At 69.0% G+C, this 12,927-nt stretch carries 14 protein-coding genes; 12 read left to right on the top strand and 2 right to left on the bottom strand.

The window, feature by feature from the left end; translation table 11 throughout:
• Positions 1-52: 52 nt before the first annotated feature.
• Complete coding sequence (locus tag A37U_RS51895) at positions 53-304, top strand: hypothetical protein (RefSeq protein WP_157183023.1); 252 nt, start codon at positions 53-55, stop codon at positions 302-304.
• 56 nt (positions 305-360) lie between these two features.
• On the opposite strand, the gene A37U_RS0125755 is transcribed toward A37U_RS51895, so the two are convergent.
• On the bottom strand, positions 361-1,698 hold the full coding sequence (locus A37U_RS0125755) for a C4-dicarboxylate transporter DctA (protein ID WP_020499553.1): 1,338 nt from the start codon (positions 1,696-1,698) through the stop codon (positions 361-363).
• Between the two features lie 93 nt (positions 1,699-1,791).
• On the opposite strand from A37U_RS0125755, the gene A37U_RS0125760 reads away from it, so the two are divergent.
• Genes A37U_RS0125760 through A37U_RS0125770 form a run of 3 tightly spaced genes read left to right on the top strand, consistent with a single transcriptional unit; the run spans position 1,792 to position 4,776 of the window.
• Positions 1,792-3,324, top strand: a complete 1,533-nt coding sequence (locus A37U_RS0125760) for an ATP-binding protein (protein WP_020499554.1) — start codon at positions 1,792-1,794, stop codon at positions 3,322-3,324.
• Positions 3,321-3,983: a response regulator gene (locus A37U_RS0125765; protein WP_020499555.1), complete on the top strand. Its 663-nt coding sequence runs from the start codon at positions 3,321-3,323 to the stop codon at positions 3,981-3,983. The genes A37U_RS0125760 and A37U_RS0125765 overlap by 4 nt, the downstream gene beginning before the upstream one ends.
• A gap of 19 nt (positions 3,984-4,002) precedes the next feature.
• Positions 4,003-4,776, top strand: coding sequence for a class I SAM-dependent methyltransferase (locus A37U_RS0125770; protein ID WP_020499556.1), 774 nt, complete (start codon positions 4,003-4,005; stop codon positions 4,774-4,776).
• A gap of 77 nt (positions 4,777-4,853) precedes the next feature.
• Here A37U_RS0125770 and A37U_RS0125775 read toward each other — a convergent pair whose 3' ends face one another.
• Positions 4,854-6,395, bottom strand: a complete 1,542-nt coding sequence (locus tag A37U_RS0125775) for a Na+/H+ antiporter (RefSeq protein WP_020499557.1) — start codon at positions 6,393-6,395, stop codon at positions 4,854-4,856.
• A 37-nt stretch (positions 6,396-6,432) separates the two neighbouring features.
• Between A37U_RS0125775 and A37U_RS45285 the strand changes: the two genes are divergently transcribed.
• From A37U_RS45285 to A37U_RS0125815, 8 genes are all read left to right on the top strand, one after another.
• Positions 6,433-6,690, top strand: coding sequence for a UBP-type zinc finger domain-containing protein (locus A37U_RS45285; RefSeq protein WP_040588757.1), 258 nt, complete (start codon positions 6,433-6,435; stop codon positions 6,688-6,690).
• 21 nt (positions 6,691-6,711) lie between these two features.
• Complete coding sequence (purD, locus tag A37U_RS0125785) at positions 6,712-7,965, top strand: phosphoribosylamine--glycine ligase (RefSeq protein WP_020499559.1); 1,254 nt, start codon at positions 6,712-6,714, stop codon at positions 7,963-7,965.
• Between the two features lie 117 nt (positions 7,966-8,082).
• Complete coding sequence (locus A37U_RS0125790; protein WP_020499560.1) at positions 8,083-8,514, top strand: hypothetical protein; 432 nt, start codon at positions 8,083-8,085, stop codon at positions 8,512-8,514.
• Positions 8,511-9,326: a hypothetical protein gene (locus A37U_RS0125795; protein WP_026197602.1), complete on the top strand. Its 816-nt coding sequence runs from the start codon at positions 8,511-8,513 to the stop codon at positions 9,324-9,326. The genes A37U_RS0125790 and A37U_RS0125795 overlap by 4 nt, the downstream gene beginning before the upstream one ends.
• Positions 9,319-10,083: an ESX secretion-associated protein EspG gene (locus A37U_RS0125800; RefSeq protein WP_020499561.1), complete on the top strand. Its 765-nt coding sequence runs from the start codon at positions 9,319-9,321 to the stop codon at positions 10,081-10,083. Before A37U_RS0125795 ends, A37U_RS0125800 begins: the two co-directional genes overlap by 8 nt.
• Positions 10,084-10,199: 116 nt before the next feature.
• Entirely contained in the window at positions 10,200-10,514 is a 315-nt protein-coding gene (locus A37U_RS0125805) for a hypothetical protein (RefSeq protein ID WP_020499562.1), read from the top strand.
• A 15-nt stretch (positions 10,515-10,529) separates the two neighbouring features.
• On the top strand, positions 10,530-11,639 hold the full coding sequence (locus A37U_RS48555; RefSeq protein WP_083933835.1) for a transglycosylase SLT domain-containing protein: 1,110 nt from the start codon (positions 10,530-10,532) through the stop codon (positions 11,637-11,639).
• 44 nt (positions 11,640-11,683) lie between these two features.
• Entirely contained in the window at positions 11,684-12,868 is a 1,185-nt protein-coding gene (locus tag A37U_RS0125815; protein ID WP_020499564.1) for a pyridoxal phosphate-dependent aminotransferase, read from the top strand.
• Positions 12,869-12,927: the final 59 nt, after the last annotated feature.

Below are 12,927 nucleotides of genomic sequence, written 5' to 3' on the forward strand. Positions count from 1 at the left end.
GCGTCGCGCTTTTCCGCAGCTGCGGGACTTCCCCTGTGGTAGGGATAATCGCATGGGAACCGCATACCCTCCGTCACGGCTGCCCCAGTGTCACCTGTGCGGCGGCCAGCAGATCGGAAACCTCGGTGTGGTCAGCCAGCACCACGTCGGAATACACCCGAACAGCCGGAGTCTGTGGGCGCAACCGTTGTCCGCCCTCAACGCGTTCGTGTGCCTGGGATGCGGACACACGACGCTCTACGCCGCCGAACTCCCGAAGGTCCGGGAAGAAGCCGCGAAGCATCCCGACCGGTTCATGTGGTGAACGCACGACACCACGACCCGGCGTGCAGCCGCCTGCCTGAGGCCTGATCCGGCTGCTCAGCCCACCGGCTCCGGTTCGGTTTCCTTCGCCGATTCCTCCTCCAGCAACGTCCGCTCATCGAACGGCTGCGCACCGCCGAGCACCGAGGTCATCCGATCCCGGTCGATCTCGTGGGTCCAAGTCCCGATGATCACCGTGGCGATGGCATTGCCCGCGAAGTTGGTGAGGGCGCGGGCTTCGGACATGAACCGGTCGATGCCGACGATGAAGCCGACCCCGTCGACAAGGTCGGGCCGATGGGACTGCAAGCCACCGGCCAGGGTGGCCAGGCCCGCCCCGGTGACTCCGGCGGCGCCCTTGGAGGCGATGACCATGAACAGCAGCAGGCCGATCTGCTCGCCGAGCGCCAGCGGTTTGTCGAGTGCTTCGGCGACGAAGATGGAGGCCATGGTGAGGTAGATGGCGGTCCCGTCCAGGTTGAAGGAGTACCCGGTGGGCACGGTGATCCCGACGACGGGTTTGCTCACCCCGAGGTGCTCCATCTTGGCGATCAGCCTCGGCAGCGCGGCCTCGGAAGAAGATGTGGACAGGATGAGCAGGAATTCCCTTGCCAGGTAACGGAAAAGCCGGAACACGTTCACCCTGGCGACGGTCCACAGCACGGTGCCGAGCACGCCGAACACGAACACGAGGCAGGTGAGGTAGAAGCCGACCATGATCACCGCGAGGCTGCCGATCGCCTTCCATCCGGTGGCACCGACCACGGCCGCGATGGCGCCGAACGCGCCGACCGGCGCGGCCCACATGATCATCGACATGATGCGGAAGACCAGGCGCTGAATGTGCTCGATACCCCGCCGGATCGGTTCCCCGCGTGTGCCGAGTTTCTGCAGTGCGAATCCGGCGAGCAGGGCGACGAGCAGGGTCTGCAGCACCTGTCCCTCGGTGAGCGCGGAGAACAGCGATTTCGGGATGATGCCGAGCAGGAATTCGGTTGTTCCCTCACCGCCCTCGATCTGTTCGCGCCCGGAGCTGGCGATGTCCTTGGTCAGGTGCAGCCCGTTCCCCGGTTCGAGCACGTTGCCGACCAGCAGCCCGATCACGAGCGCGATCGCGGACATCACGAGGAAATAGCCGATCGCCATTCCGCCGACCTTGCCGACCTTCGCCGCCCGCGCGACCGAACCGACGCCGAGCGTGATCGTGCAGAAGATGATCGGCGAAATCATCATCTTCACCAGATCCACGAATCCGGTGCCGAGTGGTTTGAGATCCTTTCCGAACGCGGGAAAGATCAGCCCGACCGCAACACCGAGCGCGACCGCCACGATCACCGCGATATACAGATAATGCGTGCGGTCCAGCTTTTTGGCTACCCCAGCCGATTTCGGCACCGTTGCCTCCAGTGATAGATGAAACGCCGGGGGAACTATTGGCCACCCGGCGCGGTGCCGTCACGATTGTGTTCATATCGTTCACGGATGCGGATGAGTGTCGCCAGACAACTGCTCCTGCTGCAGGTGGTGGTCGTGGTACTGCTCGTCGCCGCGGGATCGGTGCTCTCCGTGCTCGATGCGCGACGGGCCGCGCAGGACCGGGCGCGCGAGGTGGTACGCACCGTCGCCGAATCGCTCGCCGATCTGCCCGGCTTCCCCGCGGACACGAAAGCGCTGCAGCCGCTCGCCGAACAGGTGCGCGCGGACACCGGGGTCGACTTCATCACGATGATGCGCCCCGACGGGGTGCGCTACACCCATCCGAACCCGGGCCTGATCGGGAAACGGTTCCTCGGGAATACCGCGCCAGCACTCGCCGGGCACACGTTCACCGAGACCTACACCGGAACACTCGGCCCTTCGATGCGCGCGGTCGCACCGGTGTTCGACCGGCAGCATCGCGTGCGCGCCCTGGTCGCGGTCGGCATCACGATCCGCGAGGTCACCCAGGAACTCCGCGACCGGTTGCCGGTGCTGCTCGGGGTGGCCGCGGTGGTGCTGGTGGCCGGGCTGGCGGGCAGCTACCTGGTCAGCAGGCGGTTGCGGCGCCAGACCCGCGGGCTCGCCCCGGACGAGCTGACCCGGATGTTCGACTACTACGAGGGCGTGCTGCACGCGGTCACCGAGGGGCTGGTGCTGTTCGACCGCGAGGGCAGGCTCGCGCTGTGCAATGACGCGGCGCGCGCCCTCCTCGAGCTCGACGGCGATCCGCGCGGACGCGCCGCGGCGGAGCTCGGGTTCGCCGGAGAACTGGCCAGCGCCGTGGTCTCCGCCGAACCGCGCACCGACGAGGTCCACGTGACCGATGGCGGGGTGCTCGTGGTCAACGTGGCCCCGGTGCACGCGCGCGGGCGCCGCCTCGGCACCGTGGTCACCCTGCGCGATCACACCGAACTGCAGGCACTGACCGGGGAACTCGACGCGGTGCGCGGATTCGCCGAATCCCTGCGCGCCCAGGCCCACGAATCGGCGAACCGGCTGCATGCGGTGGTCTCCCTGGTCGAGCTCGGCCGCCCGGAGCGAGCAGTCGAGCTGGCCACCGAGGAGCTGGCCACCGCGCAGCAGCTCACCGACCGGGTCGTCGGCGCGGTCACCGAACCCGTGCTCGCCGCCCTGCTGCTCGGCAAATCGGCGGAGGCGAACGAACGCGGGGTGGAACTGAGCGTCACCGAGGACACCGAGGTCGGCGAGGGTCTGCTGGAACCGCGCGAACTGATCACCGTGCTCGGTAACCTGATCGACAACGCCATCGACGCGGCCATCGAGAACGCCGCGGCGGCCCGGCCGCGGGTGGAGGTGACCGTGCGCGTGTACGAGGGCGAACTGCTGCTGCGGGTCGCCGACAGTGGGCCGGGAGTCGAGGCCGGGCAGCTGCCGCAGCTGTTCCGCCGCGGCTGGACCACGAAGTCCGGTGGCCGCGGCCTCGGGCTCGCGCTCGTCGGCCAGGTGGCGCGCCGCAGGGGTGGATCGGTCGAGGTGCACGGTGCGGAGTTCAGCGTGCGGATTCCCGTGGAGCGGCCATGATCGCGGTGCTCATCGTGGAGGACGAACGCGAGGTGGCGCGGGCGCACGAGGACTACGTGGCGCGGGTGCCCGGATTCACCGTCGCGGGCGTGGTGCACTCCGGGGCCGAGGCGCTGCGGTTCTGCGCGCGCGAACCCGTGGAGCTTGTGCTGCTCGATTTCTACCTGCCCGATATGCACGGCCTCGCCGTCTGCCGCGCGCTGCGCGGGGTGGATGTCATCGCGGTGACCTCGGCGCGCGATCTGGCCGTGGTGAAGGACGCGGTGTCCTCCGGGGTGGTGCAGTATCTGCTCAAACCGTTCGCTTTCGCCACACTGCGGGAGAAACTGACCCGCTACGCGCGGTTTCGGGAACAGGCGGCGCGCAGCGGTGAGGTCAGCGATCAGGCCGAGCTCGACGGGATGTTCGCCGCCCTGCGCGCCCCGGACCATCACGCCCTGCCCAAGGGAATGAGCCGGAGCACCCTGGACGCGGTGCGCGCGGTACTCGGCACCGCCGAACAGGGGCTCTCCGCCGCCGCGGTCGCCGAGGCCATCGGTGCCACCCGGGTCACCGCCCGCCGTTACCTGGAATACCTCGCGGACAACGGGATCGCGCGCCGGGCACCGCACTATGGTCAGGTCGGGCGGCCGGAGGTCCACTTCTTTTCGATCGACTAGAGTTTTACAGTTGGTTCCCGTGGTTGACTCCGTTTCCCGTTTCGACGGCTTCGCCGAGGAATACGACCGCGTCCGGCCGAGGCCGCCCGCCGCGCTGTTCGAACTGCTGCGCCAGTACACCGGCCGGGAAGCCCCGGCCGTGGTGGACCTCGGCGCGGGAACCGGACTGTCCACCGAGCCGTGGCAGGGAATCGCCGGGCAGCTCTCTGCCGTGGAACCGAATGCCGAGATGGCCGCGATCGCGCGCGCCAGGGTTCCGGGGCTGAGCATCGCCGACGGGACCGCCGAACACACCGGGCTGCCGGACGCGTGCGCCGATCTGGTCACCGCGAGCCAGGCGCTGCACTGGTTCGACGCCGAACGGGCGCTGCCCGAGGTCGCCCGGATCCTCAGACCCGGCGGGGTGTTCGCGGCCTACGACTGCGACTGGCCGCCGGCCGTGCACCCCGAGGTGGACGCGGCCTATCTGGAGTTCGAGCGTAAGCACCACGCGGCGCAGATCGAGCTGAACCTGTTGCCGCGCAAGGCGAACAAACACGAGCACGCGGAGCGGATGCGGGACAGTGGCCGGTTCCGGCTGGTCCGCGAGATCGCACTGCACGCCCAGGATTCCGGGGACGCCGCGCGGTTGTGTGCGGTCGCGGAAAGCCAGGGTGGCACGGTCGCGCTGCGCAGGGCGGGTGTCGGCGACGAGGGCATCGGCATGGATGTGCTCGCCGCGACGGCCCGGCGACACCTGGCGGAACCGCGAACCTGGTGGTGGACCTACCGAATCCGCATCGGCGTGGTCTAGGAGCTGTTCGGCAGGGCTCGCGCAGCGGTGCGGGCTGCGGGGCGGGTGACAGGCGGCTCCGCCGCTGAAAACCTGGTCTAACGGTCCAGCGCCGCCTCGTCCTCGTCCAGTTCGCGCTGCACCCGGCGGAACACCTCGTCGTCGATATCGCCGTTGTCCCGCGCCTCGATGAAGGTCGAGCGCTCCACCTTGATCATCTCCCGGCGGATCCGGCGGAACTTCGACATCGGGGTCTCCTCGTCCTGACGGCCGAGCTGTTCCCACACCCCGTTCGCACGCAGTTCGGCGTTGGCGCGCAGCCGGTCGATCAGTTTGGTGTGTTTCCCGGTCTTGTCGAGCTCGTCGAGCCGGTCGATGGACCGCCTGGCCGCGGTGTGCCGGATCTGGGCCTCGGCGAGCCGGTCCTCGTGTTCCTCGTTGCCCTCCACACCGAGGCGGTTGATCAGCCAGGGCAGGGTCAGTCCTTGCAGCGCCAGGGTTCCCACTGTCACCACGAAGGCGCACAGCAGGATCACCCCGCGCTGATCGGCCGCCATCGCGATGGGCAGTCCGACCGCGGGGGCGAGCGAGACCACCCCGCGCATGCCCGCCCAGGACAAGACGGTCACATGTCTCCAGTTCGGGCGCGGGTCGTTACGGCGCACCAGTAGTCGCGGAATGAAGGTGACCGGGAACAGCCAGGCGATGCGCACCAGGATCGTCACGAGGAGCAGGGCGAGCGCGACGAGGAACACCGAGACGGACACCCCGGTCGCTTCGACGGCGTTCCGCAGCTGCAGGCCGATCAGCGCGAACACCATCGATTCGAGCAGCATCTTCACCGCGTCCCACACCGCGGCGTCCTGCAACCGGGTGGCATAGCCCGCCTTGGTGGAGTTGTGCCCGAGGTAGAGCCCGGCCGAGACCACCGCGAGCACGCCCGAGGTCTCCAGGTCCTCCGCGATCAGATAGGCGCCGAACGGCACGAGCAGGCCCATCGCGCTCTCCAGGATCGGGTCCCCGATCCGCATCCGCACCTGGTGCACCAGGTAACCGATGATCAGCCCGATCACGATGCCGCCTGCCGTGGCGAGCGCGAACATCCACAGTCCCCTGCCGAACGAGAACCCGGTGCCGATCGCCGCGGCCACCGCGACCTTGTAGGTGGTCAGCGCGGTCGCGTCATTGCCGAGGCTTTCCCCGGAGAGCAGGGTCATCAGCTTGCGCGGCAGCCCGAGGCGGCGCCCGATCGCGGTGGCCGCGACCGCGTCCGGCGGAGCCACGATCGCGCCGAGCACCAGGGCCGCGGGCAGCGAGAGTGAGGGAAGCAGCCAGTAGGCGGTCAGCCCCACCGCGGCCGCGGTCACCAGCACCAGTCCCACCGCGAGCAGCGCGATCGGGCGGATGTTCGCGCGCAGATTCACATAGGAGGACTCCAGCGAGGCCGAGTACAGCAGCGGCGGCAGGATCAGCGCCAGGGTGAGCTCGGGGTCGATGTCGAAGGCGGGCAGCCCGGGGATGAACGAGACCGCGAGCCCGGCGGCGAGCAGCACCAGCGGGCCGGGGATCTTATAGCGCCGTGATGCGGCCGTCACCACGAGTGAACCGGCCAACAGCAGCAGCATCTCCACCCCGGACATGGGTTCTCCTCCTCGTACAGCGGCCTAGACTGAGCTCATGAGTTGTGTGCACGTGCAGGCGCTCCCCGAGCTGCGCATCGATGCCGGGCAAGGATGCGCCGATTGCCTCACGCTAGGTGAAGATACCTGGGCACACCTGCGCGCCTGCTTAACCTGTGGCCATGTGGCGTGCTGCGATTCCAGCGAGCACCAGCACGCGAGCGCGCACCACGCGGTCACCGGGCATCCGGTGATGCGTTCGGTGGAGCCCGGGGAGAGCTGGCGCTGGTGCTACGTGGACGCGCGCCTGGTGTAACCCATGTCCTAGGCTGGCCCCGTGCGCGTTCTGGTGATCGGGGCCGGTGCTCGCGAGCACGCCCTCTTACTCGCGATGTCCCATGACCCCACGGTGACCGCCCTGGCCTGTGCCCCGGGCAATGCGGGTACCGCGGCCGTCGCCGAGCAGCCGGCGATCGCCGATCCGAACGATGCGGCCGCGGTGGTGGAGCTCGCCCGCGGCTGGTCGGCCGATCTGGTCGTGATCGGGCCGGAGGCTCCGCTCGTCGCCGGGGTCGCGGACGCGGTGCGCGCCGCGGGCATCGCCTGCTTCGGCCCCTCCGGATCCGCGGCACGCATCGAGGGTTCCAAAGCCTTCGCCAAGGACGTCATGCACGCGGCCGGGGTGCCCACCGCGCGCAGTGAGACGGTGGACAACCCCGCGCGGCTGGACAAGGCACTCGCCGGGTTCGGCCCGACCTATGTGGTCAAGGACGACGGGCTCGCCGCGGGCAAGGGGGTCGTGGTCACCGAGGACATCGAGGAGGCGCGGGCGCACGCGCTGACCTTGCTCGACGGCGGCCACCCGGTGATCCTCGAGTCCTTTGTGGACGGTCCGGAGGTTTCGCTGTTCTGCCTCGTCGACGGGGAGACCGTGGTCCCGCTGCTGCCCGCGCAGGACTTCAAGCGCGTCGGGGACGGCGGGGTCGGCCCGAACACCGGCGGAATGGGCGCCTATGCACCGCTGCCCTGGGCCGAACCCGGGCTCGCCGACACGATCGTGCGGACCATCGTGGAACCCACCGTTCGCGAACTCGCCGCGCGCGGGGTCCCGTTCAGCGGGCTGCTCTACGCCGGGCTCGCGCTCAGTTCGGACGGTCCACAGGTCATCGAGTTCAACGCGCGTTTCGGGGATCCGGAGACCGAGGCCGTGCTCGCCCTGCTGCGCAGCCCCCTGGCCGGGGTCCTGCACGCGACCGCGACCGGACGGCTCGCCGGACTTCCGCCACTCGAATGGGCGGAAGGGACCGCGGTCACCGTCGTGCTGGCCGCAGAGGGCTACCCGGGCACCCCAGGCATCGGGGACCCGATCACCGGGGCCGAGGCCGAGGGCGTGCTGCATGCGGGTACCCGCCGCCGCGAGGACGGGGCCATCGTCTCCTCGGGTGGCCGGGTCCTCGCCGTCGTCGGTGCCGGGGATGACCTCGACGCCGCGCGCGCCCAGGCCTATCAGCGCATCGAGGGTGTGCACCTGACCGGCGGGCACTACCGCACGGACATCGCCGAGAGTGCGGCCCTGAGCTCTCATCCGTAGCGGGCCCCTTGCAGGAACCCCGGCGGATTCCGCCGCGTCGAACAACCGGTACGGCTGCCCGCTCCTTGGTAGCCTGCTGATTGGTACGCAAGCTCGGGGCAGGGGAAGGTACCGTCGATGGCCGATACGCACACCGCCGACCCGCTGCAGCGCGCGCTCGCCGCCGTCGAGAGCGCCGAGCTGCGGGCCACGGCGAGTACCGAACGGGCATTGGCGCCGAGCGGGATGCGCGATATCAAGGTCGACAAGGACAACGTCCTGCAGGTCGCCAAGGTCGTTCAGCAGGTGCTGGACAGCGAGGGGCGCAAGATCCGGGACCTGCTCGGCGAGATCGGGATCCTGGCCCCGGGCGATGACCTGGTCAGCAAGGGGATGGCGGAAGCCTGGGACAAACGGCTGCGAACCGACCCGGACTCGCACGTGAACCGCATTCAGGGTTACCTGGACAGCCTGGCGCGACTGGTGGACAGGTTGACCGAGGCCGCGCGCGGCTACGGGTTCAACGAGGAGGAGATCGCGGGAGCCCTGAACAAAGTGGGCAGGCAGTGAACGCCGATATCCCGGACTATCGCTGGGCTGGCTGGTCCAACGCGGAACTCGCGCGCGAGATCCGGGCGATGCGCTCCGGAAAGGGCGTCGATTCGCTTTCCCTGGCCATCGGCAACCTGTTCGAGGCCGCGCAGGCGATGGCCGCCGTCGAGGACAGACTGCGCACCCAGCTCGGCAGGCTCGGGGTCGCCTGGGGATCGGGGCTCGCCGCGCACGAGGCCGGTGCCACGCTGAGCGGGGCCGCCGAAGACGCGAACCAGGGAACCGCCCGCACCGAGTCGATGCGCGCCGGGCTGGACCAGACCACCGAGTCCTTCGTGCACACCAGGAACAGCATGCCGGATCCGGATGAGCTGGACGGCCCCGCCGAGAAGGGGATGCAGACGATCGTGACCGGGTCCGGGGACTGGACGCGGGCCGCGCAGACATCGCATGAAGCGCGGCAGCGCGCGGTCGACGGGCTGACCGGGTACACGGACGCGAGCCGGACCTCGGTCGCGCAGTCCGAGTCCGCGGACGATCGCGAGCCCCGGCATCAGGTGGACGGCTCGGGCTTCGACGCGGCGGCGGCCGTCGCGGGCATCGGCGGTGGCGCGGCCGGGGTCGCCGGGCTGCAGGGGTGCGGGGAGCAGGTCGTGTACGGGAACGACAGAGGGGTGACCCAGCCGCCGGCCGGACGCGAGGAAACCGACGAGGACCACGTGCGCAGATTCGCCGTCGAGGACACCGACCTGTTCACCGAGGAACGCCCGGTCGCGCCTCCGGTGCTCGAGGGGCCGGGCGAGCAAGACCAGAAGGACGAGCGTGCCTGACTCCGTCGTGCTCTCCCCGCTCGAGTTCGATGTGGCCTGGGAACTGGAGGGGCACCGCGAACCGCGCCCGGCGATCCGGGTGCCGAGCCCGGGCCGCTATGAATCCGAACGGGCCGAACTCGTGCGGTCCGCGCTCGCCTCGCTCGGTGCGCGCGGGCTGGCCCGCCGTGGCCGGATCGACGGAGACCTCGCCGACCGGCTGGCCCTGCTCGCGAACTATCGCCTCGCCGTGGACACCTGGGTGTACGCCGAGCGGTGGATCACCGCGCTCGCCGTGACGAATCGGCACACCGCCCAGCTGGCCGTGGTGGACTCCGATGAGGTGTGGCTGATCCCGGCGCGGGAGAACGCGCTGGTCGAGGCCGCGGTATCGGTGGCGGGCAGCGCCCCGCAGGGTGCGGGCTCCTCGGTGAGCGTTCCCGAGGATCTGCTGGTGCGGGTGGACGCGGAGACCGGTGGTGATCCGGAGGCGATGATCACCAAACTGGAGCGGGACGGCGTGCGGTTGAACTCGGCACAGACCATCGCGCAGATGGCCGGGGACATCTCGGTGCGTGGCCAGTTCGGTGCCGAGCGCCGGGCCGCGGACGGCGGGTTACGGCGCGCGAACCGGGTCGTCGGGTTCCACGACAACCCGTCTGGGCGTTTTGCCCAGATCACCGGTCGAGCCAAGGACGGCACCACCTGGTTGACCATGACCCCGGCCGACAACGAAAAACTCCTCATGTGCGTTTGCGAATTGCTGGATGAGCTGTGAGCAGGCGAATTCGGGCTTAGAGTATTAGCGAAACCGGGCGAACGTCGGGGAACCAGTGCCGCCCCGCCCACGTCCGAGGAGAAGACTTCGAAGCACCAGTAAGGGGGCCGAGCGCCATGGTGGACAAGTACTTCGACAAGGCCGAGTTCGAGACGATGCGGCAGTCGATCGCCAAGTTGAAGACGGAATACGAGAAGGTCGGGGACGCCCCGGACGCTCGCATGCAGCGGCTCGACCACAAGGCGTTCGGCGAGGACGAGCACTCCGGAACCACCGGCAAGGCGGTCACCGATCATCTCGGCGGGGTCAAGGAGAGCTACGGAACCGCGCGGAACCGGCTGCACGAGGTCGAACAGGCGCTCGACGGCATCTACCAGGCGCACCTGGAAGCCGAGAAGGTCAACAAGGACAACCTCACTCCAAAAGACTGACGGGGAGCAGAACAGATGCCTCAGATGGCGGATGCGGAGATCCCTGGTGCCGAGGACATCAAGGCCCAGGTGCAGAAATGGCGCGGGGTGAACACGGCCGAGTTCAAGGATGTGCAGGGCAGCCTGGAGACGGCGGCCGAGCAGGCGGGGAACTCGCACAAGCAGCTGCAGGGCACGATCAGCAGCCTCGAATCGGCGTGGCAGGGCAAGGACGCGGACTCCTACAAGGGGTACATGCAGACCTTCTCGAACGCCTCGAAAGCGGCGCATGAGCTGCTCAACCAGGGCGTGGAGAGTGTCCGGTCCGCCGTCAAAGAGCTCGACGACGCCAAGGGCGAGATGGACGCCGCGATGAACCAGGTGGAGAGCTCCTACAAGCAGAAGCTCTCCACCGAGGAGACCGAGGCGGCCAAGCACCCCGACCAGAACGGCGGCAAGCCGACCGAGGCGAAGAAGGCCGAGCTCGGCAAGGCGGCCGCGGACGAGAACCGGGACAAGATCACCCAGGCCGAGCACAAGGCCCAGGGCGCGATGAAGAAGCTGTCCACCGAGCTCTCCAAGCAGACCTCCACCATGAAGGACACCTACAACAACGTGCCCAGCCCCGGCGGGAGCGGCGGTTCCTCGCTGAAGACCTCCTCGGTCAGCGGCGGCAGCGGGTACAGCGGGTTCTCCGGTGGCGGCGGCTCCGGCGGAGGAGGCGGCGGTGGCGGCGGTGGCGGCGATATGGGCTCCTCGGGTGGCCCGCCCGCCGGTGGCCCGCCACCGGGCAACGTGCAGCAGTGGATCGACAAGGCGATCGAGGAGCTGCGCAAGGCGGGCGTCAACGTGTCCGATGCGGACAAGAAGATCATCTGGCAGATCATCGAGAAGGAATCCGGCGGCAACCCGCACGCGATCAACAACTGGGACTCGAACGCGGCGAAGGGCACCCCCTCGAAGGGGCTCATGCAGTGCATCGACCCCACGTTCCAGTCGAACAAGCTGCCCGGACACGGCGACATCTACAACCCGGTGGACAACATCTGCGCCGGGGTCAAGTACTCGATCAGCCGCTACGGTTCGCTGTCCAGTGTTCCCGGCGTCAAGGCGATGGCGCACGGTGGCGGTTACGTCGGCTACTGATGTGACAGGCTTGGGTTCTCCGCGAGTGTGAAGGAGCCAGGCCATTGTTGCGAGTCGCCGAACGGGCCGCCGTCGCGCCGTTCCATGTCATGGAGGTGCTCTCCGCGGCCGGTGAGCGTCAGCGCGAGCGCGGTGACGTCGTCTCGCTCGCCGCGGGACAGCCATCGATCCCCGCGCCCGCGGTGGTGCGGGAGACGGCCGCGCGCGCGGTGACCGAGTACCGCCTCGGTTACACCGAACAGCTCGGCATCCCGGAGCTGCGTGCCGGGATCGCCGGGCACTACCGGCACGCCTACGGGCTGACCGTCGAAGCCGAGGACGTCGTGGTGACCACCGGTTCGTCCGGCGCGTTCACCATGGCCTTCCTCGCCGCCTTCGACGCGGGCGACCGGGTCGCCCTGCCCAACCCCGGTTATCCCTGCTACCGCAACATTCTGGGCGCGCTCGGCTGCGAGGTCGTGGACCTGCCGTGCGGGGCGGAACAGGATTACGTGCCGACCCCCGAACTGCTCGACCGGCAGCAGGACCTGGCCGGGCTCGTGGTGGCCGGTCCGGCCAACCCGACCGGGACGGTGCTCGGCGCGGAGCGGCTCGCCGAACTCGCCGAGTACTGCCGGGACCGCGGGATCCAGCTCATCTCCGACGAGATCTACCACGGGATCACCTATGGCGCGGACTCCGACTGTGCCTGGCGCACCTCCCGCGAGGCGATCGTGGTGAACTCCTTCTCCAAATACTGGGCGATGACCGGATGGCGCATCGGGTGGATGCTCGTGCCCGCGCGACTGCGCCGCGCCGTGGACACCCTGGTCGGCAACTTCTCCATCTGCGCGCCCGTGCACTCCCAGCTGGCCGCCGTCGCCGCCTTCGAGCCCTCCGCGTATGCCGAGGCCGACGAGGCCGTGCGCGGATACGCGGGGAACCGGAAGATCCTGCTCGACGGCCTCGGCGAACTCGGGCTCGACCGGTTCGCGCCCGCCGAGGGGGCCTTCTATGTCTATGTCGACATATCGTCATTGACCACGGATTCGGTCGACTGGTGCCGCAGGCTGCTGGCCGAGACCGGGGTCGCCGTGGTGCCCGGAGTGGACTTCGATCCGGAGCGCGGGAACGAATTCGTCCGTCTTTCGTTCGCAGGTACGAGCACGGAAATCACCGAAGGCCTCGGCCGTATCGGAGAGTGGCTGTCAGTGCACTCACCGGGACAGCGCTCCGGGTTCTCCGGGTGAAGTTCAGGGTCATACCGGTGGTGGGCCCGATCCGGCTCGTGGAGACTGGACGGCAGCAA

Source organism: Sciscionella marina DSM 45152 (assembly GCF_000379465.1).
In the GTDB taxonomy this organism is placed as follows: domain Bacteria; phylum Actinomycetota; class Actinomycetes; order Mycobacteriales; family Pseudonocardiaceae; genus Sciscionella; species Sciscionella marina.